The sequence below is a fragment of the Actinoplanes auranticolor genome (assembly GCF_018332655.1).
Classification (GTDB): domain Bacteria; phylum Actinomycetota; class Actinomycetes; order Mycobacteriales; family Micromonosporaceae; genus Actinoplanes; species Actinoplanes auranticolor.
In genome coordinates this window covers 216,792-243,059 of sequence record NZ_BOQL01000018.1, presented here as the reverse complement: position 1 = coordinate 243,059, position 26,268 = coordinate 216,792, and the positions used below count along the sequence as shown (strand labels likewise).

The 26,268-nt window shown below is 70.4% G+C and carries 21 protein-coding genes; 14 read left to right on the top strand and 7 right to left on the bottom strand.

Annotated elements, in window-relative coordinates:
* Positions 1–13 precede the first annotated feature (13 nt).
* From Aau02nite_RS10385 to Aau02nite_RS10370, 4 genes are all read right to left on the bottom strand, one after another.
* Positions 14–733, bottom strand: a complete 720-nt coding sequence (locus Aau02nite_RS10385) for a sulfotransferase-like domain-containing protein (RefSeq protein WP_212988131.1) — start codon at positions 731–733, stop codon at positions 14–16.
* The gene (locus tag Aau02nite_RS10380) at positions 733–936 is read right to left on the bottom strand and encodes an MbtH family protein (protein ID WP_212988130.1); all 204 of its coding nucleotides are present in this window, start codon (positions 934–936) and stop codon (positions 733–735) included. The genes Aau02nite_RS10385 and Aau02nite_RS10380 overlap by 1 nt, the downstream gene beginning before the upstream one ends.
* On the bottom strand, positions 933–6,899 hold the full coding sequence (locus tag Aau02nite_RS10375; protein WP_212988129.1) for a non-ribosomal peptide synthetase: 5,967 nt from the start codon (positions 6,897–6,899) through the stop codon (positions 933–935). The genes Aau02nite_RS10380 and Aau02nite_RS10375 overlap by 4 nt, the downstream gene beginning before the upstream one ends.
* A 183-nt stretch (positions 6,900–7,082) precedes the next feature.
* Complete coding sequence (locus Aau02nite_RS10370; RefSeq protein WP_212988128.1) at positions 7,083–7,919, bottom strand: metallophosphoesterase family protein; 837 nt, start codon at positions 7,917–7,919, stop codon at positions 7,083–7,085.
* A gap of 211 nt (positions 7,920–8,130) precedes the next feature.
* On the opposite strand from Aau02nite_RS10370, the gene Aau02nite_RS10365 reads away from it, so the two are divergent.
* Entirely contained in the window at positions 8,131–8,484 is a 354-nt protein-coding gene (locus tag Aau02nite_RS10365) for a hypothetical protein (RefSeq protein WP_212988127.1), read from the top strand.
* Between the two features lie 6 nt (positions 8,485–8,490).
* Here the strand turns inward: Aau02nite_RS10365 and Aau02nite_RS10360 are convergent, their stop codons facing one another.
* Positions 8,491–9,015, bottom strand: coding sequence for a hypothetical protein (locus Aau02nite_RS10360; protein WP_212988126.1), 525 nt, complete (start codon positions 9,013–9,015; stop codon positions 8,491–8,493).
* A gap of 242 nt (positions 9,016–9,257) precedes the next feature.
* Between Aau02nite_RS10360 and Aau02nite_RS10355 the strand changes: the two genes are divergently transcribed.
* Complete coding sequence (locus tag Aau02nite_RS10355) at positions 9,258–10,130, top strand: NAD(P)-dependent oxidoreductase (protein ID WP_212988125.1); 873 nt, start codon at positions 9,258–9,260, stop codon at positions 10,128–10,130.
* Between the two features lie 30 nt (positions 10,131–10,160).
* On the opposite strand, the gene Aau02nite_RS10350 is transcribed toward Aau02nite_RS10355, so the two are convergent.
* The gene (locus Aau02nite_RS10350; RefSeq protein WP_212988124.1) at positions 10,161–10,901 is read right to left on the bottom strand and encodes a GAF domain-containing protein; all 741 of its coding nucleotides are present in this window, start codon (positions 10,899–10,901) and stop codon (positions 10,161–10,163) included.
* A gap of 435 nt (positions 10,902–11,336) precedes the next feature.
* On the opposite strand from Aau02nite_RS10350, the gene Aau02nite_RS10345 reads away from it, so the two are divergent.
* A complete protein-coding gene (locus Aau02nite_RS10345) occupies positions 11,337–11,945 on the top strand; it encodes a hypothetical protein (protein ID WP_438841118.1) in 609 nt (202 codons plus the stop codon).
* Between the two features lie 99 nt (positions 11,946–12,044).
* Here the strand turns inward: Aau02nite_RS10345 and Aau02nite_RS10340 are convergent, their stop codons facing one another.
* The gene (locus Aau02nite_RS10340; RefSeq protein ID WP_212988123.1) at positions 12,045–12,821 is read right to left on the bottom strand and encodes a TetR/AcrR family transcriptional regulator; all 777 of its coding nucleotides are present in this window, start codon (positions 12,819–12,821) and stop codon (positions 12,045–12,047) included.
* A 77-nt stretch (positions 12,822–12,898) separates the two neighbouring features.
* Between Aau02nite_RS10340 and Aau02nite_RS10335 the strand changes: the two genes are divergently transcribed.
* The 11 genes from Aau02nite_RS10335 (at position 12,899) to Aau02nite_RS10285 (ending at position 26,264) form a co-directional block, all read left to right on the top strand.
* The gene (locus tag Aau02nite_RS10335) at positions 12,899–14,467 is read left to right on the top strand and encodes an MFS transporter (RefSeq protein WP_246595033.1); all 1,569 of its coding nucleotides are present in this window, start codon (positions 12,899–12,901) and stop codon (positions 14,465–14,467) included.
* Between the two features lie 132 nt (positions 14,468–14,599).
* The gene (locus Aau02nite_RS10330) at positions 14,600–15,850 is read left to right on the top strand and encodes an endo-1,4-beta-xylanase (RefSeq protein ID WP_212988122.1); all 1,251 of its coding nucleotides are present in this window, start codon (positions 14,600–14,602) and stop codon (positions 15,848–15,850) included.
* Positions 15,851–15,972: 122 nt separating this feature from the next.
* The gene (locus Aau02nite_RS10325) at positions 15,973–16,344 is read left to right on the top strand and encodes a hypothetical protein (RefSeq protein ID WP_212988121.1); all 372 of its coding nucleotides are present in this window, start codon (positions 15,973–15,975) and stop codon (positions 16,342–16,344) included.
* Positions 16,341–17,912, top strand: a complete 1,572-nt coding sequence (locus Aau02nite_RS10320; protein ID WP_212988120.1) for a sensor histidine kinase — start codon at positions 16,341–16,343, stop codon at positions 17,910–17,912. The genes Aau02nite_RS10325 and Aau02nite_RS10320 overlap by 4 nt, the downstream gene beginning before the upstream one ends.
* On the top strand, positions 17,902–18,570 hold the full coding sequence (locus Aau02nite_RS10315) for a response regulator (protein ID WP_212988119.1): 669 nt from the start codon (positions 17,902–17,904) through the stop codon (positions 18,568–18,570). The genes Aau02nite_RS10320 and Aau02nite_RS10315 overlap by 11 nt, the downstream gene beginning before the upstream one ends.
* Positions 18,571–19,080: 510 nt before the next feature.
* Positions 19,081–19,803 (top strand): hypothetical protein, encoded by a 723-nt coding sequence (locus Aau02nite_RS10310; RefSeq protein ID WP_212988118.1) that lies wholly within the window; start codon positions 19,081–19,083, stop codon positions 19,801–19,803.
* 1 nt (position 19,804) lies between these two features.
* Positions 19,805–21,250, top strand: a complete 1,446-nt coding sequence (locus Aau02nite_RS10305) for a DUF4407 domain-containing protein (RefSeq protein WP_212988117.1) — start codon at positions 19,805–19,807, stop codon at positions 21,248–21,250.
* Positions 21,247–22,026: a vWA domain-containing protein gene (locus Aau02nite_RS10300; RefSeq protein WP_212988116.1), complete on the top strand. Its 780-nt coding sequence runs from the start codon at positions 21,247–21,249 to the stop codon at positions 22,024–22,026. Before Aau02nite_RS10305 ends, Aau02nite_RS10300 begins: the two co-directional genes overlap by 4 nt.
* A 421-nt stretch (positions 22,027–22,447) precedes the next feature.
* Positions 22,448–23,098: a protein phosphatase 2C domain-containing protein gene (locus Aau02nite_RS10295; RefSeq protein WP_212988115.1), complete on the top strand. Its 651-nt coding sequence runs from the start codon at positions 22,448–22,450 to the stop codon at positions 23,096–23,098.
* The gene (locus Aau02nite_RS10290) at positions 23,086–24,246 is read left to right on the top strand and encodes a hypothetical protein (RefSeq protein WP_212988114.1); all 1,161 of its coding nucleotides are present in this window, start codon (positions 23,086–23,088) and stop codon (positions 24,244–24,246) included. The genes Aau02nite_RS10295 and Aau02nite_RS10290 overlap by 13 nt, the downstream gene beginning before the upstream one ends.
* Entirely contained in the window at positions 24,243–26,264 is a 2,022-nt protein-coding gene (locus tag Aau02nite_RS10285) for an ATP-binding cassette domain-containing protein (protein ID WP_212988113.1), read from the top strand. The genes Aau02nite_RS10290 and Aau02nite_RS10285 overlap by 4 nt, the downstream gene beginning before the upstream one ends.
* Positions 26,265–26,268: the final 4 nt, after the last annotated feature.

Genomic DNA, 26,268 nt, shown 5'->3' with positions numbered 1-26,268 from the left:
GGATGAGCCGAGGTTAACGGGCCGCCCACGCGCGCAGGAATTCGTAGTGCGGCACGTGACACCGGTAGCACTCGGCCAGCTTCGGATTGTTCTCCACCGTGTCCGCGTACGTCCGCTGCGGTTCGGTGAAGCCGGAGCTGTTCGCGACGTCGCGGTGCCACGGCCGGGTCCGGCTCCACACCCGGTGGTCGCCCGGCTGCCAGGACAGCGCCGAGGCCAGGAACGGTATCCCGGCGTGCTCGCAGTAGCCCCGGATGACCTCGGCCGGCGCCGCGATCAGCGTCTCGGCCTCGACGACGTACGGTGTGGCCCCGGACGCCTCCCGGACCCGCCGGGCCAGGTCGGCCTGGTGGCCGTAGCCCACCTCGGCGCACACCATGTCCGGGTTCATCGCGTAGTGCGAGGGGATCACCGAGCGCGGGTCCCGGATGATGAAGGTGTGCACTCCGGTCGCCGGGATGTCCTCGCCGCCGTTGCCGAGGTAGTCGTACTCGGTCGTCTCCTTGACGAAGACCCGCCGGTCACGGGCCCGTTCGTCGAGCAGCTTCAGGAGTTCGGCGTGGCTGGTGGCGGTGGCGTCGCCGACCGTCGCGTGGCCCTGCACGACGATGCTGGAGAACGGTTCGTGGTAGACCTCGTGGTCCCCGCGTTCGAGCATCATCCGCAGGAACGCGGTCGATCGGGACCGCGGCGTTCCCCAGAGGAAGAGGAGGCCGGAGCGGGCGGCCGGCATCACACCGTCCCGGCCAGGCCGGCGGGACGGATGTCGGTCCACACACGTTCGATGTAGCTCAGGCAGGCGTCGCGGGTGTCCGGGCCGGACACGGTCCGCCAGCCCTGCGGCACGTCGATCGGCTCCGGCCACAGCGAATGCTGGTTCTCGTGGTTGACCAGCACCAGGTACGGGGTGTCGTCACGTTCGAACGGGTTGCTCATTCGGCCGGCCTTCCGGTGGTCGTCGGCGCGCTGGGGGAGCGGTCGATGTGCTCGGCCACCCGGGCGCCGATCATTTCCAGCACCTCCGCCCGGGCCAGCTGCCGGTGCAGGTATTTCAGGACGAGGACGTCGATGTGGCCGGTGACGTACCGCTGCCACATCGGGGAGAAGTACTGCTCAGGGGTACGGGCCGCGGCCGCCTCGACGAACAGGACGTCACCGTCGAACAGGCCGAACTCGTGGTTGTCCACGAGCTTGATCATGTTTTCGTAGAAGTCGACGATCGCCCGTCCCTTCTGCCGCATCAGGAACGAGTACGGGCCCTGGCGCTGCCGCAGCTGGTCGTAGAGGGCGTCGCCGGTCAGCAGGTGCCGCTGGTCGGCGGGCACGTCCAGATCGAAGTGCCGCGCGACCGCGTTCAGCCGGGCCACCTGGGTCGCCCGGCGGTGCGGGGTGGGCCGGGAGTCGAGCATCGCCAGCAGCTGGACCCGCTGCCCGTCCCGTTGCAGCTGGACGGCCATCTCGTGGACGATCTCCCCGCCGGCGCACAGGCCCAGCAGGTGGTAGGGGCCCTCCGGCTGGACGGCCCGGATCTCCCGGACGTAGTCGGCGGCCATCGCGGTCAGGCTGGCCGGCATCTCGTCGCCGGGGCGCAGGCCGCGCGCCTGGACGCCGTACACGCCGACCTGCTCCGGCACGGCGTTGACCAGCGGGTAGTAGAGCCAGCTGAGGCCGCCCAGCGGGTGCACGCAGAACAGCGAGGTGGTCCCGGTGTGCGGCCGCAGCGGCACCAGCACGTCCAGCGCCGAGTCGTCCGGCCCGGCCGCGACCCAGCCGGCCAGGTTCCGCGCGGTCGGCACGGCGGCGATCACCAGCGGATTGACGGGTACGCCGAACTCCTCCTCGATGGCCCGGCTCAGCCGCTCGACGGTCTCCCGGCCGCCACCGAGGTCGAAGATGTTGTCCTCGGCGGCCACCTGGCCGACCTCCAGCGCGTCGGCGACCAGCCGGCACATCCGCCGCTCGGCCTCGGCCGAGCCGCTGGGCGCCGGGAGCGTGGGCAGGCCCTCGATCAGGCCGGCCAGGTCGGCCAGCGTCGCGCTCTCGAAGACGGCGCGGAACGGGAGATCCACGCGCAGCGCCGACCGGACCTGGTTGACCAGCTGCATCGCCAGCAGCGAGTGCCCGCCCAGGACGAAGAAGTTGTCGTCCCGGCCCGCGCGGGGCACGCCGAGGATCTGCGCCCACAACCCGGCCAGGGACTGCTCCACGGCGCCGACCGGCTCCACGTACGCCCGCTCGGCCGCGTCACCCGGGTCCGGCAGGGCGAGCCGGTCCACCTTGCCGTTCACGGTCAGCGGCAGGGCGTCCAGCACCACGAACACCGACGGCACGAGATGGTCGGGTACGGCGGCAGCCATCTCCCGGCGCAGCACCGCCACGTCCGTCGCGGGGTCGGCCACCACGTAGGCGATCAGCCGGGAGTCCACGCCGGTTCCGCGTACGGTGACCGCTGCCCGGCGTACCCCGGGAAGTGCCGCCGCCGCGGCCTCGACCTCGCCCAGCTCGACCCGCACGCCGCGGATCTTGACCTGGTCGTCCTGCCGGCCGAGGAACTCGATCGCGCCGTCGGCGCGGCGCAGCCCCCGGTCGCCGGTGCGGTACATCCGGTCACCGGGCACGAACGGGTCGGCCACGAACCGCTCCGCGGTCAGACCGGGCCGGTTGAGGTAGCCACGGGCCAGCGGACGTCCCGCGATGCAGATCTCACCGGGTACGCCGGCCGGCAGATGCTCGGCGTCCGCACCGAGCACGTAGACCCGGGCGTTGGGGATCGGGCGGCCGATGGGAACCGTGCGGCCGTCGTCGTCCGGCCGGCAGTCCCAGCTGGTCACGCCGATCGCCGTTTCGGTCGGCCCGTACAGGTTGTGGAGCCGGGTGCCGGGCAGCGCCTCGAAGAAGCGGCTGCGCAGGCCCAGCGGCAGCGCCTCCCCGCCGGCGATGACGTGGCGCAGGCTGGTGCACCGCGCGGCGCCGGGCTCGGCCAGGAACATCTCCAGCATCGACGGCACGAAGTCGGCCAGGCAGACCTCCTCGTCGCGGATGACCCCGACCAGGTAGCCGCTGTCGCGGTGCCCGTCGGGCCGGGCCATCACGACGGTCGCCCCGCAGGTCAGCGGCCAGAGCAGCTCCCAGACCGAGGTGTCGAAGGTGACCGGGGACTTCTGCAGCACGCGGTCACCGGGCGCCGGCGCGAACTTCTCGGTCATCCAGGCGAACCGGTTGCCGATCGCGCCCCGGACGTTCACCACGCCCTTCGGCGTCCCGGTGGTGCCGGAGGTGTAGAGGACGTACGCGGCATCCTCGGCGGTCATCGCGACCTCGGGGTCGTGCTCCGGTTCCGCCGCCAGGGCGGTGGCCTGCTCGTCGAGGCACAGCAGCAGCCCCGGGTCCTCCGGGAGCCGGGATCGGACCGGCCCATGGGTGAGCACCACGGTGGTGCCCAGGTCCGCGATCATCAGCGCCCGGCGGGCGGCCGGCAGGTCGGGGTCGAGCGGGACGAACGCGCCGCCCGTCTTCCACACGGCCAGGACGGCGACCACCAGGTCGAAACCGCGTTCCATGCTGACGCCGACCAGCACGTCGGGTCCGGCGCCGTGCCGGATCAGGCGGTGGGCCAGCTGGTTCGCCCGGCGGTTGAGTTCCTCGTACGGCAGGGTCCGCCCCTCGAACCGTACGGCGGGCGCGGCCGGCGTCGCCCGGGCGTGCCCCTCGATGAGCTGGTGCGGCCACGGCCCGGTCCGCTCCCGGAGGTCCCCGGCGCTCGCCTGGGCGGCCACCTGGCGCTCGTCCGCGCTCAGCAGCGGCAGCCGGCCGATCGGCTTGCCGGGGTCCGCCACGGCCGCGGCCAGCAGCCGGCCGAGCATCTCGATCATGCGCTTGGCGGTGTCCCGGTCGAACAGGTCGGTGGCGAAGGTCAGCTCACCGCCCATCCCGGCCGGCCGTCCACCGGCGTCGGAGAACTCCACGAACTGGAAGCTCAGGTCGAACTTCGCCGACCCGGAACCGACCGCGACGCGCTTCATGTCGACGCCACCGAGGTCGAGCACCGCGGTCCGGCCGACCTGCAACGCCACCATGACCTGGAACAGCGGGTGGCGGCCCGGCACCCGGGCCGGGTTGAGCACCTCGACCACGCTCTCGAACGGCACGTCCTGGTTGCTGAAGGCGGCCAGGTCCTGCTCCCGCACCCGGGCCAGCAGCTCCTCGAACGACGGATCGCCGGTCAGGTCGGCCCGCAGGACCAGGGTGTTGACGAAGAAGCCGACGAGATCGTCGAGGGCCTCGTCCACCCGTCCCGCGACCGGCCAGCCGAGCGGGATGTCGGCGCCCGCGCCCAGCCGGGACAGCAACGCCGCCACCGCCGACTGGACCACCATGAAGACGCTCGCGCCGTTGCGGCGGGCCAGGGCCACGAGGCTCTCGTGCACGCCGGGCGGCACCTTCAGCGGCACCGAGCCGCCGCGGTACGTGCCGACGGCCGGCCGGACGCGGTCGGTGGGCAGCGGCAACTCGTCGGGGACGCCGCGCAGCAGGTCGGTCCAGTACGCCACCTGGTCGCGGGCCACCTTCACCGCGTCGCGCTGCCACAGGGCGAAGTCCGCGTACTGCACCGGCAGCTCGGTCCACTGCGGCGCCCGGCCCGCGCGGCGCTGCTCGTACGCCTCGCTGAAGTCGCGCATCAGCGGTTCCATGGAGGAGCCGTCGGCCGCGATGTGGTGCAGCAGGAGCACGAGGGCATGGTCGCCGGGTCCCACGGTGAGCAGGTGCGCCCGGAACGGGAGGTCGGAGGTCAGGTCGAAGCGGCGCTGGACCAGCCCGTCCACGGCCCGGCCCAGCTCGGTGGCCTCGACCTCGCCGCGGACCAGCAGCGGACCGACGTCGGCCATCGGCACGACCCGCTGCTGGGGCTCGCCGTCCAGCAGCGGGAACACCGTCCGGAGCGGCTCGTGCCGCCGGACCACGTCGGTGACGGCTGCGTGCAGCGCGGCGACGTCGAGATCGCCGGTCAGCCGGACGACGACCGGGATGTGGTACGCCGTGTCGTTCGCGCGCAGCTGCGCGGTGAGCCACAGCCGTTGCTGCGGATAGGACAGGGGCACCACCGCCGGGCGGGTCCGGCGGCGCAGCACGGGGCGGGTCCCGCCCTTGAGGACCGACACCCGCCGGGCCAGCTCGGCCAGGTTCGAGGTCTCGAAGAGGTCCCGGACCGGCAGCTCGACCTTGAGCACCGACCGTACGCGGTTGACCAGCTGCGTCGCCATCAGCGAGTGCCCGCCCAGGGCGTAGAACTCGTCGTCGCGGCCCACCCGGGGCACACCGAGGATCTCCTCCCACAGCCGGGCCAGCGTCTGTTCCACCGCGCCCACCGGCGCCGCGTAGCCCCGCTCGTTCGCGGTGATGTCGGGATCGGGCAGCGCCTGCCGGTCCACCTTGCCGTTGCCGGTCACCGGCAGCGCGTCCATCAGCACGAACACCGAGGGCACGAGGTGGTCCGGGACCACCGCCGCGAGACGTCGCCGCAGCACGCCCACGTCGCGGTGGCCGGCCTCGGTGACCACGTACGCCGTCAGCCGCCGATCCGCGTCGGCGCCGTGCACCAGCACCACCGCCTGACCGACTCCGGCCAGGCCCATCAGCGCGGCCTCCACCTCGCCGGGCTCGACCCGTACGCCGCGGATCTTCACCTGGGCGTCGGCGCGGCCGACGAACTCCAGCTGACCGTCCGCGAGCCGGCGCACCACGTCCCCGGTCCGGTACATCCGCTCGCCGGGCGGGCCGAACGGGTCCGCCACGAACCGTTGCGCCGTCAGGGCGGACCGGCCGGCGTAGCCGCGGGCCAGGCCGGCGCCGGCCAGGTAGAGCTCGCCGGTCGCCGCTTCCCGCAGGAGGTCGTCGAGCACATAGGCCCGGACGTTGTCGATGGGCCGGCCGATCGGCGGCGTCCCCTCCGCGCCGAGGGGATCGCTCACCGTGGCGGCGACCGTCGTCTCGGTCGGCCCGTAGGCGTTGAGCATCACCCTGTTCCGGGACCAGCGGGCCACCGTCGCGGGCGGGCAGGCCTCCCCGGCGACGACCAGCGTCACGCCGTCCGGCAGCCCACCACCGGTCTCGACCGCGGACAGCAGGGACGGCGGCAACGTCACGTGGGTGATGCCACGGCTCTCCACCAGCTCGGCCAGCGCACGGCCGGGCACCAGCCGCGAGCCGTCCGCGACGACCAGCGTCGCGCCGGACAGCAGGGTCGACCACAGCTCGGACACCGAGGCGTCGAAGCTGACCGAGGCGAACTGCAGGCGCCGCTTGCCCGGACCCAGCCCGAGTACGGTCCGCTGCGCCGTGGCCAGGTTCGTCACACCGCGGTGGGTCACCACCACGCCCTTGGGCCGGCCGGTCGAGCCCGACGTGTAGATCACGTAGGCCGCGTGATCCGGCAGCAGCGGGGCGGGCCGCTGAGCGTCCCGGACGGCTCCGGCGTCGTTCGAGGCGATGTCGTCGGCGGTCTTGGGGTCGTCCAGCACCACCTCCGTGACGCCCGCGGGTGCCGCGGCGCGCGTGGCGGTCGTGGTCACCACGCACCGCACCCGGGCGTCGGACATCATGAACGCCGCCCGTGCGGCCGGGTAGGCGGCGTCCACGGGGACGTAGCTGCCGCCGGCCTTGACCACCGCCAGCGCCGCGACCACGAACTCGATCGACCGGTTCAGCACCAGCCCGACCGCGACCTCGGGACCGACACCCTGGGCGAGCAGGACGCGCGCCAGCCGGTTCGACCGCTCGTCCAGCTCCTGAAAGGACACCGTGGCGTCGTCGGCGACCACCGCCGGGTCGCCGCCGGCGCGTTCGGCCCGCGCGGCGAACATCTCCGGCAGGGTCCGGGCCCCTTCGTCAGAGCTGATCAATGGCTCGTCTCCTCCGCTGTCGCGACGTGCTGAGATCGTGCCAATCTGCTCTTTCAGCGTGGGCGGATCAAGATGAGACAAATCACCGCGAAAAAAGTGCACAAAATGGGTCTGGAAACCGTCATATGAGTACCCCGGTACAAAGTGGATTTGACGGCGATGAAGGCAGCGAGCTGGGCGTGCCTATGACCCGTCGCCGCCGAGGATCCGGCGCATCGGTTGCGGGGGAGTGCCGCGGGGCACCCATTCCCGTGGGTAACCGAGCGACACCTCTTCGAAGCGGACGCCGTCGTAGTGCGTTGTCCGGGGAATGTGCAGATGGCCGTAGACGGCCACGGCCGCGCGGTACCGCCGGTGCCAGTCCGCGGTCAGCTCGGTGCCGCACCACTGGGCGAAGTCCGGATAGCGCAGGACGTCGGTCGGCTCGCGTACCAGCGGCCAGTGGCTGACCAGCACTGTGGGCATCGCCGGGTCGATCGCGTCGAGCCGCTCCCGGGTCCGCGCCACCCGGTCCCAGCACCACGACTCCCGGTCCGCGAACGGCGCCGGATGCAGCATCTTCTCGTCGGTGCAGACGACGCCGGCCTCGTACGCCCGGCGCAGCGACTCCTCTTTGTCGAAGACCCCCGGCACCCGGAACGAGTAGTCGTAGAGCACGAACAGGGGCGCCACGGTGACCGGGCCGGCCGGGCCGGTCCACACCGGATAATCGTCCTCCGGGGTCAGCACGCCGTTGTCCCGGCACATCCGGACGAGCGCGTCGTAGCGTTCCACGCCCCGCAGCTGCACCGGATCGTTCGGGTGGGTCCACAGCTCGTGGTTGCCCGGCGCCCAGATCACCGCGGCGAACCGCTCGCGCAGCCCGGCCAGGGTCTGCTCGACATCGGCGAAGACCTCGCCGACGTCACCGGCCACGATCAGCCAGTCGTCGGCCGACTCCGGCCGCAGCCGGCCAGCGATCTTCCTGTTCCTCGGGTACGAGACGTGCAGATCACTGACCGCGAACAGGCTTCCCGTCATCGCATCGATCATGTCAGAGGGGACAATGTGGTGTGACTGGGCACGATGAAGTGCTGCGGCAGCTCCACGCGGCTGCGGCCTCGCTGGAGCCGTACCGCCAGGTCAAGGCCGTGGCCCAGCAGGCCCTAGCGACGACCTGAACTGAATCACCAAACCGGTTCAGGTATCGGGTGTGGAAAAGCCCGGCAAGGGGAAGAATGGATGCATGTCTATGGACGGCGAAGATCTGGTGACCTGCCCCGCCCGCATCACCCTCGACGCGGCACAGCTTGCCTTCTTCGGTGAGCTCCCGGCGCCGGCGCCCAGCGTGCAGTCCGAGCTGGGCTGTGAGCTCGAACGAGGCCACGGGGGCTCGCACGCCGCCCTTGGTCAGCAGGTCGAAGAGACGATGTGGTGGGTTCAGTGGACGCTGAGCGCGTCGGAGATCAACCCGTACACCTGGTGCCCGGCCCGCCAGGATCCCGCGGTGCAGAGCCGCGAGGATCTGGATTGCTCTCTGTTCGTCGGGCATCCCGGCGGGCATTGGTCACCCAAGCGCGGCTGGCGAAGCGATGAGGCGGCCTGAAACGGTTCAGTGAGGAGCGGAGATTCCGGGATTTTTCCCCACCGGCACCGGCACCGGCGCCGGCAGGCGGGCGATCACCCTGTCCACGTACTCGACGAAGGTCCGGGTGTAGAGCGTGCGTGCCACCGGCCAGCAGTCACGATAGACCTGATCCGCCAGGTCGAGCTTGATGACGTTCTCCCAGGCCGTCCAGTGTTCGAGGCTGACCACGCCGTCACGGTGGCCCAGCAGCGTTCCTTCGTGCATGTTGAGCCGGAGCAGGACAAAAGCAACCCGTTTGGCCTCCGCAGCGTCCCGGACCTTGAAGCCGCGGGATCTGATGTGCCACTGCGCCAGTACGGGATCATCCCGCAGGAACAGGGCGGCCAGCTCACCCTGACCGGCCATCAGGGCGTGGTACGAACTGCGCCGCAGCGACGATGATGCGGTCCGGGACTGCCGGGCCATGTGGCGTACCTGCAAGGAGCTCAACACCAGGGCGATGCTGACCACCAGCAGCGACAGCGCTTGGATCCAGTCCGTAAAGCGCACTGTGGCACCCCGCTCGCCTTGTGATCGCTGTCCACATCGTACGTAGGGAGGCTCGTTCGTGCGGTCCCCGATCCGGGTGACGAGCACGCGACGGAGGCGAGTTCACCCGCTCGTGCCGGCTGCCAGCACTTACCTGGAGGTAAGTACCGAACTTCATAGTGGGTACTTGTCGGCTCGACTGTGCCGCAGAAAACATGGTGACGGTGCGCCGCTTGATCTCCGACGAACTGGGGGAGTACCCGATGAGCCACGAACCTGTCACCGTGATCGGCCTCGGCCCGATGGGCCGGGCCATGGCCGGCGCCCTCCTGCGGGGCGGCCACCCGGTCACCGTGTGGAACCGTACGCCCGGACGGGCCGACGCCCTGGTCGAAGCCGGTGCCATCCGGGCGGCCACCCCGGCGGAGGCGGTGACCGCGAGCCCGCTCACCGTCCTCAGCCTCACCGACTACGCGGCGATGTACCAGATCCTGGGCGAGGACCCGGACTTCCTGACCGGCCGTGATCTCGTCAACCTCAGCTCCGACACGCCGGACGCCTCCCGCGAGGCCGCGACGTGGGCGGCCGACCACAGGGCGCGCTTCGTCACTGGTGGGGTCATGGTCCCGCCCCCGGCGGTCGGTGGGCCCGGGGCGTACGTCTACTACAGCGGCCCCGGCGAGGTTTTCGCCGCGCACGAACCGGCACTGCGGTTGATCGGCGATCCGCGGTATCTCGGCGCGGATCCCGGACTGGCCCAGCTGTTCTACCAGGCCCATCTGAACGTCTTCCTCACGGCGCTGTCCGCCCTGCTGCAATCCGCCGCCATGGTGACCGCGGCCGGTATTCCGGCGGCCGACTTCCTGCCGGACGCGATGGGGACGCTCACCGACATCCCGGCGATGATCGGCAGCGGCACCGAGCTGGCCGCCGAGCTCTCGGCCGGGAAGCATCCGGGTGACCTCAGCACCGTCCTGATGATGGGTGCCACTGCCGAGCACATTCTGCGGACCAGCGAGAAGGCCGGCGTCGACCGCGCGCTGCCGGCGGCCGTCAAGTCGCAGTACGACCGGGCGATCGCCGCGGGTCACGGCGCCGACGGCTGGACCGCCCTCTACGAGGTGCTCAAGGCCTGAGGATGCCGGCGGGAACTGCGGCGCGTCCGGTCACAGGAACCGCTTCAGGACGCCGGCCGCCGCGACGCTCAGCGACGTTCCGTTCTCGGCGGCTCGTGCGCACAGTTCGGTGTAGGCGTCTTCGGTGCGGTCGGCGTGGCTGCCGGCCAGGATGTCGAGGGCGAACTGGATGGTGGCCCGGACGGCCAGCGCGCCGGCGTATCCGGCGAGCAGCTCCTCGGCTCCGGGGTCGGATTCCGGTGGGCTGCCGGCATCCAGGTCGATTCCACGGCTGGTGGCGTACAGTTCCGCCACTCCGGCGATCAACGGTCTCATGGCGGCGTCGTCGCGGCCGTAGAGGTTCAGCGCGGCGATCGTCGTGCCCCGCCCGTTGTACAGCGGGATCGAGATCGAGGCCCGCAGGCCGAGAGTGGGCGCCACCTGGTGGAAGCCGGGCCAGTCCATCGTGGCCGCGATGTCGGGCACCCCGACCGGTTCGCCGGTCGTCAGCGCCTGGAGACAGGGGCCGGCACCGTCGGCGAGCTGGGCCTCGTCGACGGCCAGGGCGATGTCACTGCTGGCCGCGACGGTGGTGTATTCGCGCCCGCGCAGCGTCGTGATCGACGCATAGTCGGCCGCGGCGACCCGGTCGGCGGCCAGGGCAGCGATCGCGGCGAGGCGCTGCTCGATGTCCGAGGCGTGGTCCGGTGTCTCGGCCAGGGTGACGATGGCTTCGGCCAGCGGGCCGTGACGCCCGGGCGATACCCGTTCCGGGTGCGGCGACGTCGACATGACTCCATCCCGTGCTCAGCGGCCGTTGCCCACGGATACCCGGTCCGCGCGCACCTACGCGCGGGCGAGGAAGCCATGCCCCCAACGGGATGACACCCCCTCGGATGATCAACCGTTCTGCGGGCTGGTGTTGTCCGTGCCGCGCAGGCGGGCCAGGAATTCGTGGCACTTGTGGGCTCGCGCGGAGTCCTCGGCCATGACCTGCTCGAAGAAGGACGCGATCTCGTCCTGGCCGGCGTATACCGGCGAGGTCGCCGACGAGCGGCGCGGCTGGCCGGTCCGCCGGGGTCGGAGGCTCGGTTGTTGTCGCGGAATCCATAGACGTCGGTTGATAGCCGACGGAATTGGTGCAATCCTGTCTGGGAGCGCTCCCAATGCGGCGCTCCCGCGCCGCGGAAGCCGATTCGGACCACCAGCGACAGGGGAGAAGTGATCATGTCCCAGGAAGGACCCGCGGGGTGGTACCGCAACCGCTTCGTCTGGGTGGCGGTGGTCCTGCTGATCTCGGCCGGTGCCGTTGTCCTGGCCCGGTCGGCCGCTTCGGAGCCGTCCTCGGTCAACGCGGCTGGTCAGGCGGCGGCGCCACGTGATCTGCAGGGGCAGCTGGTGGCCCGGATGCGTACCGCGCTCGAACAGTCGGACCCCGAGCAGCACAACCACGCCGGGCATCAGGGCCAGCAGGCGACCGCCGAGGGGCAGGCGAAGCCGCCGGTGATCTGCGGGGTCCGCGTCTACGGCCACGAGCCCGCTACGGCCACCGTTCTCGCCGATGTCCAGAAGGTCTACGGCTTCCACCTCTGCGGGGTCGCGGAGCAGAAGCGCCCGTGGGACGTGGCGGTGAAGCTGGCCGGTCCGGTGATCGTCGACATGTCCACCGAGCCGGTGGGCATCCAGGCGGTCGAGGCGACCGCCGAGGTCAAGTTCATCGACCGGCTCCAGCAGATGTTCCCGAAGAAGTACGCGGACCTGGCGATGAAGGAAGCGCTGGCCGAATCGGAGATGGCCGACGTGCGCCGCCGGTACGAAGCCGCGGCCGGTATCTGACCACGCTCGACTCGGTGAGGCTGCAGGGCAGGATCCTAGGATGCCGTACGCGGGGTGCGGTGGTGCACAGGTGACGACTTCGCCGGCGGACGAGTCGGGCTATCGGGCCTGGCCGTCCCGGTCGAGTTCAGCCAGGCCGGCCAGGATGCGGTCCAGGCCGAACCGGAAGTCCTCGTCGGTGTGGCCGATGCTGCCGGTGTTGGCCTGGTCGGCGAAAAGGCGGCAGAACATCGGATACCGGTTCGGCGTCAGGACCTTGCCCAGGAAGCCGAAGTAGTCGCCGGTCACTTCATCGCCGCCGTCCGCGATGATCGGGTCCAGGGTGAGGCGGGCCTGCTCGCGGACGTAGCCGGAGATCAGGGTGACGGCGCGGAGCTGGTCGTGGGCGCTCAGGGTGGTCTGCGACAGGGCCCTGAGCATGTGTTCGCCCCACAGGAGTTCGTTCGGGGTGCTCGGTGGCCCGGAGGTGGGCAGCTGCAGGACCCACGGGTGCCACCGGTAGAGGTCGTAGATCTGCCGGGTGATGGCGGCCAGCGACTCGCGCCACCGCCGGGGGTCGGGTGGCGGCATGTCGGCCGGTGGTGCGGCGGCGGCGTCGCGCATCACCACCACCAGGTCGTCCTTGGAGCGGACGTGCCGGTACAACGACGTCGTCACGGTGCCGAGGGCGGCGGCGACCCGGGCCAGCGATACGGCGTTGAGCCCTTCGCGGTCGGCGATGTCGATGGCCGCGGTGACGATCCGGCTCAGGGTGAGACCGGGGCGCGGGCCGGGCTTGCGCCCGTTGCCGGGCTCGGGGGGATGGGTCGCGTCGCCGGCGGCGCGCCAGGCCAGCTCGATGCCCGTCGGTGTGCGTGCCCGGTGTTGTTCGCCCATCTCAGCCGTCTCCTTGCTGTCGTGTTCGCCCGGCCAGCCTATAGTGGCGAAGAACATTCACCACTAAGGTGAACGGCATGCGCCAATATGCGAACTCGATGGCAGGCAAGCGTGAGTGGTGCGGCCTCGCCGTGCTGGTGCTGCCCACGCTGCTGATCTCCATGGACATGACGGCGCTGTTCTTCGCGCTGCCCACCCTGAGTGCGGAGCTCGAACCGAGCAGCGCGCAGCTGTTGTGGATCATGGACATCTACGCCTTTCTGCTGGCCGGGTCGATGATCACGCTGGGCACCCTGGGCGACCGGATCGGCCGGCGCAGGATGCTGGTCATCGGCGGTGTCGCGTTCGGCGTCGCGTCGGTGCTCGCGGCGTACTCGACCAGCGCGGAGATGCTGATCGCGAGCCGCGCCGCACTCGGTCTCGCCGGCGCCACGCTGGCGCCGTCCACGTTGTCGCTGATCCGCAGCATGTTCCTCGACGACCGGCAGCGCCGTACGGCGATCGCCGTCTGGACCGCCGGATTCTCCGGCGGGGCGGGCCTGGGCCCGTTGCTCGGGGGTGTGCTGCTGGAGCACTTCTGGTGGGGTTCGGTCTTCCTGATCAACGTGCCGGTGATGGTGCTGCTGGTGGTGCTCGCGCCCCTGCTGCTGCCGGAGTTCAAGGCGTCCGACCCGGGCCGGTTCGACCTGGTCAGCGCGGCGCTGTCGCTCGCGGCCGTGCTGCCGGTCGTCTTCGGGCTGAAGCTGGTGGCCGAGGACGGTCCGGCTGTGCTGCCGGTCCTCGCGGCGCTGTTCGGTCTCGCGATGGCTGCGATCTTCGTGCGCCGCCAGCGCCGCTTGCCGGATCCGCTGATCGATGTGCGGCTGTTCGCCGGGCGCGCGTTCAGCACGGCCGTTCTGGCCAATGTGTTCAGCATCTTCGCCCTGGTGGGCTTCGGTTTCTTCGGCACCCAGTATCTGCAGCTGGTCCTCGGCATGCGCCCGCTGACCGCCGGGCTGTGGACGTTGCTGATCGCCCCGGCGATGGTGCTGTCCGTGACGGCGGGCACGATGCTGGTCCGCCGGGTGCGCCCCGGCTACGTGGTCGCCGGCGCGATCGGAGTGATGGCCGCGGGTTTCGCCACCCTGACCCAGGTCTACGTGCACGACTCCCTGCCGGCCGTCGGCGTGGGCTTCATCCTGCTGGTGGGTGGCTCCGGCGCGGTCGGCGCGCTGGCCGTCGACATGATCGTCGCAGCGGCCCCGCCCGAGTCGGCGGGGGCGGCGTCGGCGTTGTCGGAGACCGGGTCGGAGTTCGGTGGGGCCATGGGCGTCGCGGTGCTCGGCAGCATCGGTGCGGCCGTCTACCACTCCCGGATGGACTCGGCGGTGCCTGCGGACCTGCCCGCCGACGCCGCCGAAGCCACCAGGGACACCCTCGGCGGCGCCGTCGACGTGGCGAAGCACCTGCCGGAACAGCTGAGCGGCCCGCTTCTGCAGGCCGCGCAGGAAGCGTTCACCGAGGGAATGCGCCTGGCCGCGGCCGCGGGCACCGTGCTCATGGCGGTGATCGCCGTGCTGGCCGCGGTCATGTTGCGGCACCTGCGCCCCGACACCGACGACCGTCCGGCGGAGCCCGTCGATAGACAGGCATCATTGAGATCGTGACTCTCGAGCGGCCACGGTCATACGCTCGGGAGGGTGCCTGCGCCGTCATGAGCCTCCGCGTCGTTCGTCGACGAGCAGGTCAGAATCCGGCTGACCGGTATTGCGAACCCACTGTTACGGAGGAACGCGACGATGCCTGACGAGAGCATGCGACACCGGATGGGCGAGGTCACCCTCACCGTGCTCGGGGCGGACCGGCGGCCGCTCGCCGACCGGACCGTCACCGTGGCCCAGCAGCGGCACGCGTTCCCGTTCGGCAACATCGGCTTCGACTTCGTGGGACTCGTCGGTGGCCCGCCACCCGGCGCGGCCGGCCCGGTCTTCGGTGGCGCGACCGCCCTGGACCTGGACCGGCTGGGCGACTTGTGGCTCAACCTGTTCAACACCGCGACCCTGCCGTTCTACTGGGGGTCCTACGAGCCGCAGCGGGGGACGACCGACGTCGAACGCCTGACCAGAACCGCACACTGGCTCGCCGAGCGTGGCGTCACCGTCAAGGGTCACCCGCTGGTCTGGCACACGGTGCAGCCACCGTGGCTGCTCGACCTCGACCTGGACGAGGTCGAACGGTTGCAGCGCCACCGGATCCGCGAGCTCGTCGGCGGCTTCGCCGGGGTGATCGATCGCTGGGACGCCATCAACGAGGCCGTGATCATGCCGGTCTTCGCGAACGGTGACAACGCCATCACCCGGCTCGCCCTGGCCCGGGGCCGGATCGCCATGGTGCGGATGGCCTTCGAGGAGGCCCGGGCGGCCCATCCGGCGGTCACCCTGGTGCTCAACGACTTCGACCTCAGCTCGGCGTACGAGTGCCTGATCGAAGGGGTGCTCGAAGCCGGCATCCGGATCGACGCGATCGGGCTGCAGACCCACATGCACCAGGGGTACCGCGGCGAGGAGTACATGCGGGGCATGCTCGACCGGTTCGCCCGCTACGGCCTGCCGTTGCACCTGACCGAGACCACCCTGGTGTCCGGGCATCTCATGCCGCCCGACATCGTCGACCTCAACGACTACCAGATCCCGGACTGGCCGACGACTCCCGAGGGGGAGGCCCGCCAGGCCGACGAGATGGTGCGGCACTACCGGTCGCTGATGACGCATCCCGCCGTCGCGTCGATCAACTACTGGGGACTGACCGACGACGGCGCCTGGCTCGGGGCCCCGGTCGGGCTGGTCCGCGCGGACGGCAGCCGCAAGCCGTCGTACGACGCGCTGGAGGGCCTCATCAAAGGGGAGTGGTGGCTGCCGCCGACCGAGATGCGCACCGGTCCCGACGGCACGGTCGTGGTGCAAGGTTTCTTCGGCGACTACACGGTGTCCGGGACTCCGTTCGCCATCGGCCCCGGCCGGACCGCCGAGACGGTGCATCTCGACGGGTGAGACCCCGGCCGTAGTGGCACTTTCGTACCATCGACGGCGATCGAAGATCCCTCGATGGGCCGTCGAACCATGGTCGTCTTCTCGGAATGCTGGCAGCATCCGAGAAGAACGAGGAGACAGACATGCGCAAGGTTCTGCTGATCATCGCCGGCGTGGTCGTGCTGGTGTGCGGTGTCGGCGGCTGGTTCGGCTATCAGGCCCTGAACGCGGGGCGGGAGATCAGCAGGTCGTCCATCACCCAGCAGGAGTTCGACGCCCAGCAGGTCGGGACGGCCGAGACCACTGTCCGGGATGCGCTGCCGACACCGCTGGACGACGACGAGGAGAACATCTACGGCGACGATCCCACCCGGCAGGGCAAGCCCGCCGGCGCCACCTGCGCCTACTACCCGCTCAAGCCGCTGACCGAGAGCAAGAACCGTCCGCTCTTCCGGTTCTGTTTCGCCGGCGGCAAGCTCACCGAGAAGAAACAGATCAGGATCGACGGCGCATGAGGCATCCGGCAGCGGCGATGGCGTCGTGGTGGGCAGTGGTACGGGCGGCCGGGCCCGGCCGGGTCGTGTACGAGATCGGGCTGGCCGTCGCGCTGTCGGGCGTGACGGCCGGTCTGTCGCTGCTCCGCGACGTCTCTGCCGCCGAGCTCGCCGGTTTCGCCCTGCTCGACGTCGCGCTGGTGGCCGGGCGACACCGGTTCCCCAGCGGCGTGCTGGTCGTCGCGGCGGTTGCCGGCAGCATGGCCGGCCGGTCGGACATGGTGTTGCTGGTCGGACTCGGGTACTCCGCCGGATACCGGATCCGCGGGGCGTGGCGGCTGACGGTCACCCTCATGGCGGTGCTCGCCGGCCAGATCGTCGGCAGCTGGGTTCCGCTCCGCGCGTTCAGCCTGCCCCAGGTGCTGTTCACGGCCGGCCTGTTCATCGTCGTCATCGTGTTCCCGGCGACCCTGGCCCGGCTCTCCGCGCAGCGCCGGCGGATCCTCACGCTCATGCACGAACGCACAGTGCACCTCAGCGAACAGCAGCAGATCGTCGCCGAGCGGGCCCGCGTCCGCGAAGCGACCCGGATCGCCCGGGAGATGCACGACTCCCTGGGGCACCGGCTGACGCTGATCTCCATGTACACCGGCGCTCTGCGCTCCGCACCGGACCCGTCCCCGGAGACGGTGCGGTTGCTGCACGCCACGTCCACCTCCGCGATGGACGAGCTGCGGGACATCCTCGCGGTGCTGCGCGAGGAGTCGGCCGAGGACGAGCCGCGGCAGCGCGCCACGCTCGCCGACGCCGGGAAACTGGTCGCCGACGCCCGATCGGCCGGCGCGCACATCGAGTTCGAGCGCTCGGGTGAGGCCGTCGCCGTCCCGGCCATGATCGATCAGGCGGCGTACCGCACGTTGCAGGAGGGCATCACCAACGCCCTGCGGCACGCTCACGGCAGCACCATCCGGGCGGCCGTCCGGTACGAGGACGACGCGCTGATCCTGGAGGTCGTCAACGGCGCGGGCCGCCCGCACCAGGGCGTCACCAGCGGCCAGGGCCTCTACGGCCTGGCCGAGCGCGTGCGGATCGCCGGGGGAGTGCTGTACCACGGGGCCGAACCGGGCGGCGGGTTCCGGATCGCCGCCACCCTGCCGCTGGCCGGCACCGGCCCGGTGGTCGTCGAACCCCGCGGCGCGAAGGCGAACCCGGCCGAGGAATTCGGCGAGGAGCTGCGCCGCGCCGACCAGCGCCGCCGGGTCTGGACAGCCGCCGCCGTCCTCACCGTGCTGCTGGTGCTCGCGTTGTGTGCCGGAGGCCTGTGGCTCGCTCTCCGGCAACAGACCGTCAGCCGGGCGACGTACGACGAGCTGCGGGTCGGTGATGCCGCACCGGCCGTACGGAAGAAGCTGCCGGACCGGACCGCCGAGCTCGGCCCCGGCGCCTCCGTCATGCCGGCGCCGCCCGGCGCCGAGTGCGCGGTGTATCGCGCCGCTCCCGCGCTGCAACGCCAGGACAGCGAGGGATATCGTTTCTGTTTCCGGGCGGGCGCCCTCATCTCGAAGGAGACGCTCGACGATGTCGATTGACCTGCCACCGCTGCGCGTCGTGATCGCCGACGACGACGAGCTGACCCGCGGCGGCATCCGCCTCATCCTCGGCGGCATTCCCGGCGTCGAGGTCGTCGCTGAGGCCACCGACGGCGTACAGGCCCGCGACCTGACGATCCGTCACCGCCCGGACGTCGTGCTGCTGGACATCAAGATGCCCGCGCTGGACGGCCTGGCGGCGCTGCGGGAGATCTCGCGCAGCTCGTCGGCCGCGGTCCTCATGCTGACGACGTTCGGCGAGGAGGACTACATCGATGAGGCGCTCGCGTGCGGCGCGGCCGGCTTCATCCTCAAGAGCTCGGCCGCGGACGAGCTGGCCCCGGCCCTGCGGGCCGCTGCGGCCGGCGAGATGTTCCTGTCTCCACCGGTGACCCGCCGGGCGGTCACCCAGCTGCGGCGACTGCGCCCGTCACCGCCGGGGGAGGAGGCTTCGGCCCGTTTGGATGAGCTCAGCGACCGCGAACGGGAGGTGCTGAGGCTGCTGGCTCAGGGATTGTCCAACACCGGCATCAGCGAGCGACTCGTCATTTCCGAGAGCACCGTCAAGAGCCATGTCAGTCGCATCCTGTTGAAGCTCGCCTGCGACAACAGAGTGCAGGCGGCGCTGTTCGCCCACCGGGTCGGGCTGCTCGACTGAGCCGCCGGCCGGTCCTGGGCCGGGTGTGACGTGCCGGCGCAGGTTGAAGCAGGCGAGACTGGGGCTGATCTCGGCAGCCGCGTCGGTGATCGTGGCGTAGCTGCTCCCGGCCGGAACGGCGGGGCAATGATCGAGATTGATGCGTCTCCGCGGACCGGCATTCAAGAACGATGCACCGGTCCCGAGGATACGGCCCGGCGACGGGATATTGCCCCATCGGAGTGCTGTCCACCGTGCGCGCCGCTTGTCGCTGAACAAGTTCCTTCTCCCGGGTGACGGCTGATCGGTCATCGGGCGGGGACGATCGTGCGGTGGGGATTGACTCGGTTGCCGGTCAGCAGTGTCCGTTGTCCAGGTGGTGACCATACGGACAACCGCTGGTTCGTCCTCGACTTCGGTGGAAAGCTGTTTCCGCTCGGGGGTCATCGATGGCTGCCGCCCGCGGGTTCGTTGTTCGCATTTCCCGGCACCAGTGTGCTTATCAATCGACCGCGTGGGGGTGAGATTCCATTGTCGTCCCTGGAGTATCCCTCTGGTTTCGACATCATGCGGCCGGATGCTCGATATCCCGTGGTGGAGTCGGTGCCGCTCAACCCGCTGCCCGCCCGGTTTCTGCGGTCTTCGCGGCGGCGCTTCGGCGAACTGCCGCAACAGGCTGAGGGGTCGGTGCTGGTATTCCAGTGCAATGACCGGTTCTCCGTGGCGCCCACCGGACCACGCATGTTGTTGTCCGAAGTGGTGGTCAAGGCGACCATGGTCGCTGTCGTCCTAACTCGATCCCAGGTGGTGCCGGCCGTCGCGGCCCTGCCGTCCGTCAGCCCGGGCCGCCGCCTCGTGCTGCGGGCCAGCTACAACTGCACCGTCGTCGACCCGGTTCGGGTTCTCGAGGTCGGCTGCTGGGACGTGCGCACCGAACTGCTCGAATATCTGCTCAGTGACACCCGGGTGCGGATGCTGGGCGCTCGTGAGGATGTGACAGAGAACCCGGAGGTCTCGCAGCGCATCCTGGCCCGCACATTCGCCCGCAATGAACTGGATCCACCAGTCATTCCGGGCATGCGCGTCCGGCTCGTGGATCTGACCCTCGGCGTGCAGGAGGACGCAGCGTCGATGGGCGGCTCCCACAAGTCGTTCGACGAAGCGGATGCAGCACCCCGATATCAGGACCGATTCGGCGATGAGGAAGCGCCGCGCGACGCCTACGGAACCTACTCGCCGGACGGTGACTACTGACATGCATCGACCCGAGCCCGAACACGACGTGAACGACGCCGAACCGGCCCGGTGGGGGCTCAGCAGGGTACTCCGCCTGGCCACCGGTGTACGCGAGGAGATCCTCGATCAGGTGCCGAGCGAGCGGGCCCGATACACCTCGATGGGCGGCGTGGTCGCAGGCACGGCGATCATGGCCATGTTGTCTATGACCGCCGCCCTGTACTGGGTCTTCGGCGGATTCCGGTTCTTCATCGTCTTGGCGGTTCCGGTATGGGGGTTGTTCATCCTCAGCCTCGACCGCTGGCTGATGACCTCCACCACGATGGGGCAGGGCGCGCGGGCGGCCGGCAAGTTGCTCGCCCGCCTGTTCCTGTCGATCGCCCTCGGAGTGGTCCTGGCCGAGCCGCTGTTGCTCGGTGTCTACGGCACCGCCATCGACGAGAAGATCGCCAAGGATCGGCAGCAGGAGATCCAGACCAGGGAAAGCGACCTGCGTACTTGCAATCCGATTCCGGGTACGCCAGAGGCGGCATCACCGGCGGCCGCTGAAGCGCGCTGTGCGCAACTCCGGCTGTCGCTGGCCGGTGACTCGCCGGAGGCGTTGCAGAAGCAACTCGACACGGCGACAAGGCAGGCCAAGACACTGCAGACGACGATGGACAACGACGGCAAGGCGTACGCGGAACTCGAGGCCGAGGCCCGTAAGGAGTGCAATGGCACCTCGGGCGTCGGGTTGACCGGAGAATTCGGCGAAGGGCCGAACTGTGACCGGCTGCGCGCGGAGGCGACCAAATACCGCTCCGATCACCAGATCGATGAGAACGGCAAGAGGCTCTCAGCGCTCAACCAGGAGATCAAGGACGTCGGCAGTCGCCTCGGCACCGCCCGGGTGACCTTCGGGAAGTCTGTCGATACGGCGATCGACAAGGAACTGGACGCGGTCCGAGGGCGGCAGGGGCGCGTGGGACTGCTGGAGCGTTTCCGGGCGCTGGACGAACTTGTGGCCGCGAACGCCTATGTCGCGGTCACCATGTGGTCGATCCGGATCTTCTTCATCCTGGTTGATGCCCTGCCGATCATCCTCAAGGCGCTCAGCGGACGCACCGCCTATGACCGGTTGGTGGACGAGCGGCTCGGTGAACAGGAGCAGGCGGCGCACATCCGTACCGTGGAGAACTTGCACCGTCACGCTCAGAACGGTGATCTGATGCGATATCGCACCGACACGGTGTATCGCAACCAACGCGACCTCATCGACGAGGGTAGCCGCGTCCAGCGCGCCAATCTGGACGAGCGCCGCGGGCAGCTCATCGACGCGTTCGAGCAGCACCTGATGCGGACCGCTATCGGGCCGGCGAACCAGGGCTGGTCACCGGGCAACGGCCGGGTGATGGAGGGCGAGAGCCAGGACGACGGACCCACCCAGGAACTGATCGTGCCGGAACAGCCGGGAGCACAGTGGTGACCACTCAACAGCCGACCGCTCCTTTCGAGGGCGCCCGCTCCGCCCGGATCCGGACCTACCTGATCTACATCGTTCTGGACACGTCAGAGTCGATGCGGACACCGGCACGCGGTGCCGCGCCGCAGGACGCCCCACTCCAGCATTTCGTCAACCTGATTCCGCGGATGCTGCGGGACCTGGCCGACAGCCCGGTCATCAACAGCATCGCCTCGGTGAGCGTTCTGGCCTTCAACGACCGCCCGGAGGTACTGCGTCCGATGACCTCGCTGGTCCAGGCGGTAGCCATCGGCAAACCTCGCCTCGGCTACGGGACGGACTATGCCTCGGTGCTGAAGTTCATGGTGGAGCAGCATCCCAAGGACGTACGGGCGGTGAACCTGGGCCGGGCCCGCGAGGGTCTCACCGTCGACGTGGCCCGCCCCTGGGTCTTCTTCATCACCGACGGGCGCCCGTACGCGCGATCGGCGAACCAGGAGACCGCCGAGTGGATGGTGCACCGCGATCGTCTGGTCAACCTGCCGATCGGGGCACGCATCGCCGCGATCGGATTGCCCGGAGCGGACCGCGACACACTCTGGGAGCTGGCGACCGGCGACGACAACGGCTCGCGGAACGCGTTCATCTCGGACCGGCGGACGACGCCGCGGGAGCTGTCGGGCAGTGTCGTTGACGCAATCCAGCAGAGCATCGGCATGTCCACCAGCGCCGGGATGCTGACCATCGAATCGCCCGTGGGAATGCGCCGGATCGACAGGCCCCGCCGTGCGCGGGACTGAGGTGCTCGCCGAGCCCGCGAGGGCCGGCTACGATCTGGTTCCGCTGGTCGCTGCGCTGCTGTTTCTGGTCTCGGTCTTCGCCCTCGTGCTGTGGCTCCGGCGACGCCGGGAGCGCGTGGTCACCCGGAGCGTGCAGACCGGGACCGGGGTCGTGCTGCGCGCAGGTGGCACCAGCCGGTCGTCGAAGCAGGCGAGCGCCGGTCGGCGGTCCCCGCCGTCGCAGCAGCGTTTCCGGCTGTCCTCGGCAAAGCTTGGTAACCCGGTGCGTGGGCTTGCGTTCGGTCCCAGCCGGCGACGACCGACCGAACCGGCGCTCACCTCCGCCGTCCTGATCCACGGACCCTGGTTCCATACCGTGTACCACGGCTACGGTGGTTCCGGTGCCGCGCGGGTCGTGATCCGGGCTGCGACGGTCCGCGGAGTGGCGCACGCCTTCGACGGTACGCCCGGCCAGGACGCTTGCGGGATAACCTGGAATCAGCAACGCCAGTCCTTGATCGCGGCGGTGGCGGACGGCCTCGGCTCGAAGCCCGACTCGGGCGACGTGGCCCACCAGGCGGTGGCCGGGGTGCTCAGGGAGGGCCAGCGGCTCGCCGCTGGGAAGGACTTCGCGGCCGTCCTCGAGCCCGCCGCCGGCCAGGTGCGCCGCTTCGTCGAGAAGAATCAGGTCAGCGGAGCTACCACGCTCGTTCTGTCGGAGATCCGGCCGACTGCTGAGGGAGCCGAAGTCACCGTCTCCGGAGTCGGCGATTCAGAGGCATGGTTCCTGCACGACGGTGCGTGGACCGTGCTGCACCATGAACGTCGCTCGGACGGCGAGAACGTGACGCGGCACCTGCCGTCACAAGCACAGGGGCGTGCCCGGCGGATCCGGGTACCGCACGGCTCCGTGGTGGTGCTCGCCAGCGACGGCTTCGCCGGTGCGCTCGGCATGGACGGGTCGCCCCTGGGGCGTGAACTGGCGGCCCGCTGGCGGCAACCGCCGCCACCCGTCGAGTTCCTGGCGCAGGTGAATTTCGAGGATGAGTTCTTCACCGACGATCGGACGGCGGTGGCGGTGTGGATCCGCTGATCGACGCGGAGCCCCGCGCGGACTACTGGGTCGAGGAAGCGGAGTTGCGGGGCCGACAGCCGCTGCGCTGGAAGCACAACGGCAACTCGCGGCTGACGCACTGCACCTGGCGGGGACAGGACTACGTCTTCAAGGCGTACACGCCGGGCTTTCGCGCCACCGCCGACCCCAACGCTCTGGGCCGGCAGATCGTCTGGCGGCACCACCTGCCCGATGGTCAACGCGAGTACCTGGACAAGGTGACCGCCTGGCCCCGATACCGGGTACGGGACAACGGGCTGCTGCTCGGCGTGCTGCTGCCGTACGCCGGGCGTGAGTTCTTCGAGCAGACCGACGCCGACAACGACTACTCACCCCGCCGCTTCGATCGGCTCATCCGGTATCGCGCCGAAGGACACCCCCGGCCGGGCATCCCGGTGCACATGAAACGACGGGCGCTCGGTCACGCCGTCGAGGTGTTGCTCTGGCTGCACGAGCGGCGGGTGGTCGTTAACGACGTTCGCGAGACCAATATCCTGTCCACGCGCGACGGTACGGCGGTGTACTACGTGGATTGTGACACCATGATGGGGCCCTGGGGGAGGATGAGTTCCGCGGCCGCCCCGCCCACCATTGCCGAGGTCGCACCGCAGGCATCTCAGCCCACCACCGGCACCGATCTGACCCGTTTCGCGTGGCTCGCGGTGTGGCTGCTGCTCGATGAGTTCGCGCTGATCGAGGTTCCCCGGGCCCGGCTGTCCGGGGTGATCCCGACCCGCGATGCGACGCTGCTGGCGCGGGCCGCCGAAGGCCGGCCTGTACCCACCGACGAATGGCGCCGGTTGGCGGTCGACTGGACGAGTCCGTGGATCGGCCAGGCCTCGGTGCCACGGCAGACAGCCCATCCGACCGTGACACCGCTGGCCGCGACCAAGCCGATGCCTCAGCACGAGCCGCCGGCCGGTTCGTCGTCCGGCTGGGTGCCGTTGGCCTACCGGCAGCGCTGGATCGCGCCGCCCCCGGTCGTGGTGGTGCCGGCGAGTCCACCGCCGGTGCCTCCGCCCGCCCGTCCGAGTTCGTTGCAGTGGCTCCTGATCGCCGGAACCGCCGTGCTCGTGCTGTGCGGCCTCGCCGGGTTCTCCCTTCTTCTGCAGGGAGTCCAGCCGTGAGCTCGCTGCTCCTGATCTCCGACGACGGCGAGCGCCGGCTGCCCGAGCAGGACCCGCACTATCTCTGGCTGGACGCCGGTGAACTGCGGGTCTCCTCCAACCCACCCGACCGGGCGGCGTGTGTCGGCTACTTCGTGTCGGAACTCGGCACCTGGTGGTTCCATACCGGACCTTCCGACTGTCCAAGAGAGCTGCGTATCAATGGCCGCAGTGTCACGCAACCGGACACGACACTGGAGTCCGGGCGCGCCGAGGTGCGGCTCAGCGCCGAGCCCTACAGTGACAACGACTCCCGGCCGACGGGTACGTCGTTCACCACTCCCCTCAGCGCAAGGGAGTCATCCGAAGCCGGCGAAGCAGGCGTGGTCCGGCAGTTGGTCATCGGTCCGGCCGGTACGGGCGCGGACATCGTGATCGACGACCCGTCCGTCCGGCCGGACCACGCGCGAGTGGAGGTTGACGCACGAGGCGATTGGTGGGTCATCGCAAGCAGCGGCGACGTCAGCATCGACGGTGAGCTGGTGACCTCGGCACGCCGCGAGCCCGGTTCCCGGTTCACGGTGGGGCGCCGGGTGATCACCGTGCCGAGCCCTCGCCGTACGCGCCGGGCACTGTCCGTCGAACTGGAGGCCGTGCACGTGCGGGCCGGCGGACGACGTCTGCTCGACAACGTGTCGCTGACGGTGCCCGCCGGTGACTTCGTCGCCGTCGTCAGTCCGGATGACGCCGGGGCCCAGCTCCTGCTCGGGCTCGTCGCGGGCGGCTACCGTCCCGACGGCGGCCGGGTCCGCATTGCCGGATCGAGCCGCCGGAGTGATCCCCGGCTGCGCCGGGTGCCCGCCACGGACGACCTCCACGGCACCATCACGGTGCGCGAGGCGCTGACCTTCGCCGCGGCCCGGCACGGACCGACGGGTCGGGAGGGAGCCGGCACCGCGGCCCTGATCAGCGAGACGATGTCCTGGATGGGCCTGGACCACCGCGAGAGCGCGTGGAACCGCACCCTTTCCGACGCCGAGCGGCGGCGGCTGTCAATCGGGCTCGAACTGGTCGCGCGGCCCGGCCTGCTCGTGATCATGCAGGCCGGCGCGACGTATGAGGTCGGCCGGGACCGGGACCTGATGTCGCGGCTGCGAACCGTGGGCCGGGACACCCACTGCACGATCATGGTGGCCACCCGCTCCCTGGGTAACCTTGACCTAGCTGACACCGTGGTCGTCCTCGACCGCGCGGGACGACTGCGCTTCGCGGGACCGCCGGGCCGGCCGCCGGACAACCAGCCGGGGACCACGCGCGCGGAGTGGATCGCCGGGCTGGAGGAGCCGACCGGTGACACCGAGCGTGGCCGGGCACTGCCGCCCGCGCACCTGCCCGCGTGGGAGCCGGTCATCGAGCCGGAAGGCGCCTTCGCCGGTATCGGGACGATGCTGCGTCAGGAGTTGCTGCTGGTTCGGCGCCGAGGCAACGGTTCGGCGGCGCTCCTGCTGCTGCCACTGCTCGGCACGGCCGTTGTGGCACTCCTCGCCGAGGACCCCCTACCGCTGACGGGCGTCGCGGTGGCCGCTGGTCTGATGGTCAATCGCTTCGACCTGGTGACCGAACGTGCCGAGCTGGCCCGTGCGTACCAGGACGGGGTCACACCCGGCGCCCTCGTCGCGGCGAAACTCGTCGTCCAGGGCGGACTGTGTGCTGCGTTGGCCGGCGTCATGGGGGGCATCGTGGGGCTGAGCGGCATCGCGCTTCCCGCGGTGCCGGGCTTGGCCGGGTGGCTCTCCGCCGGCGTGCTGCTCACGATGACGATGGTGCTGGCAGCGGCCGCGGCCATGCTCGGCTGCGCCTCGGCGCCTACCCCCGGGCAGGGCATGGCGATCACGGCGGTCCTGGCCGTGGTGCTGGTGATGCTCACCGGCACCATGCTGTCCGCGGGCTGGGTGGTGCCGCTCCTCGGGCTGTCGGTGCTTGGAGCCGGTGTCGTACGCGGCGCTGTGGCGCTGCTGCAGCGCCGGCTAGGCGGCTGAGCGG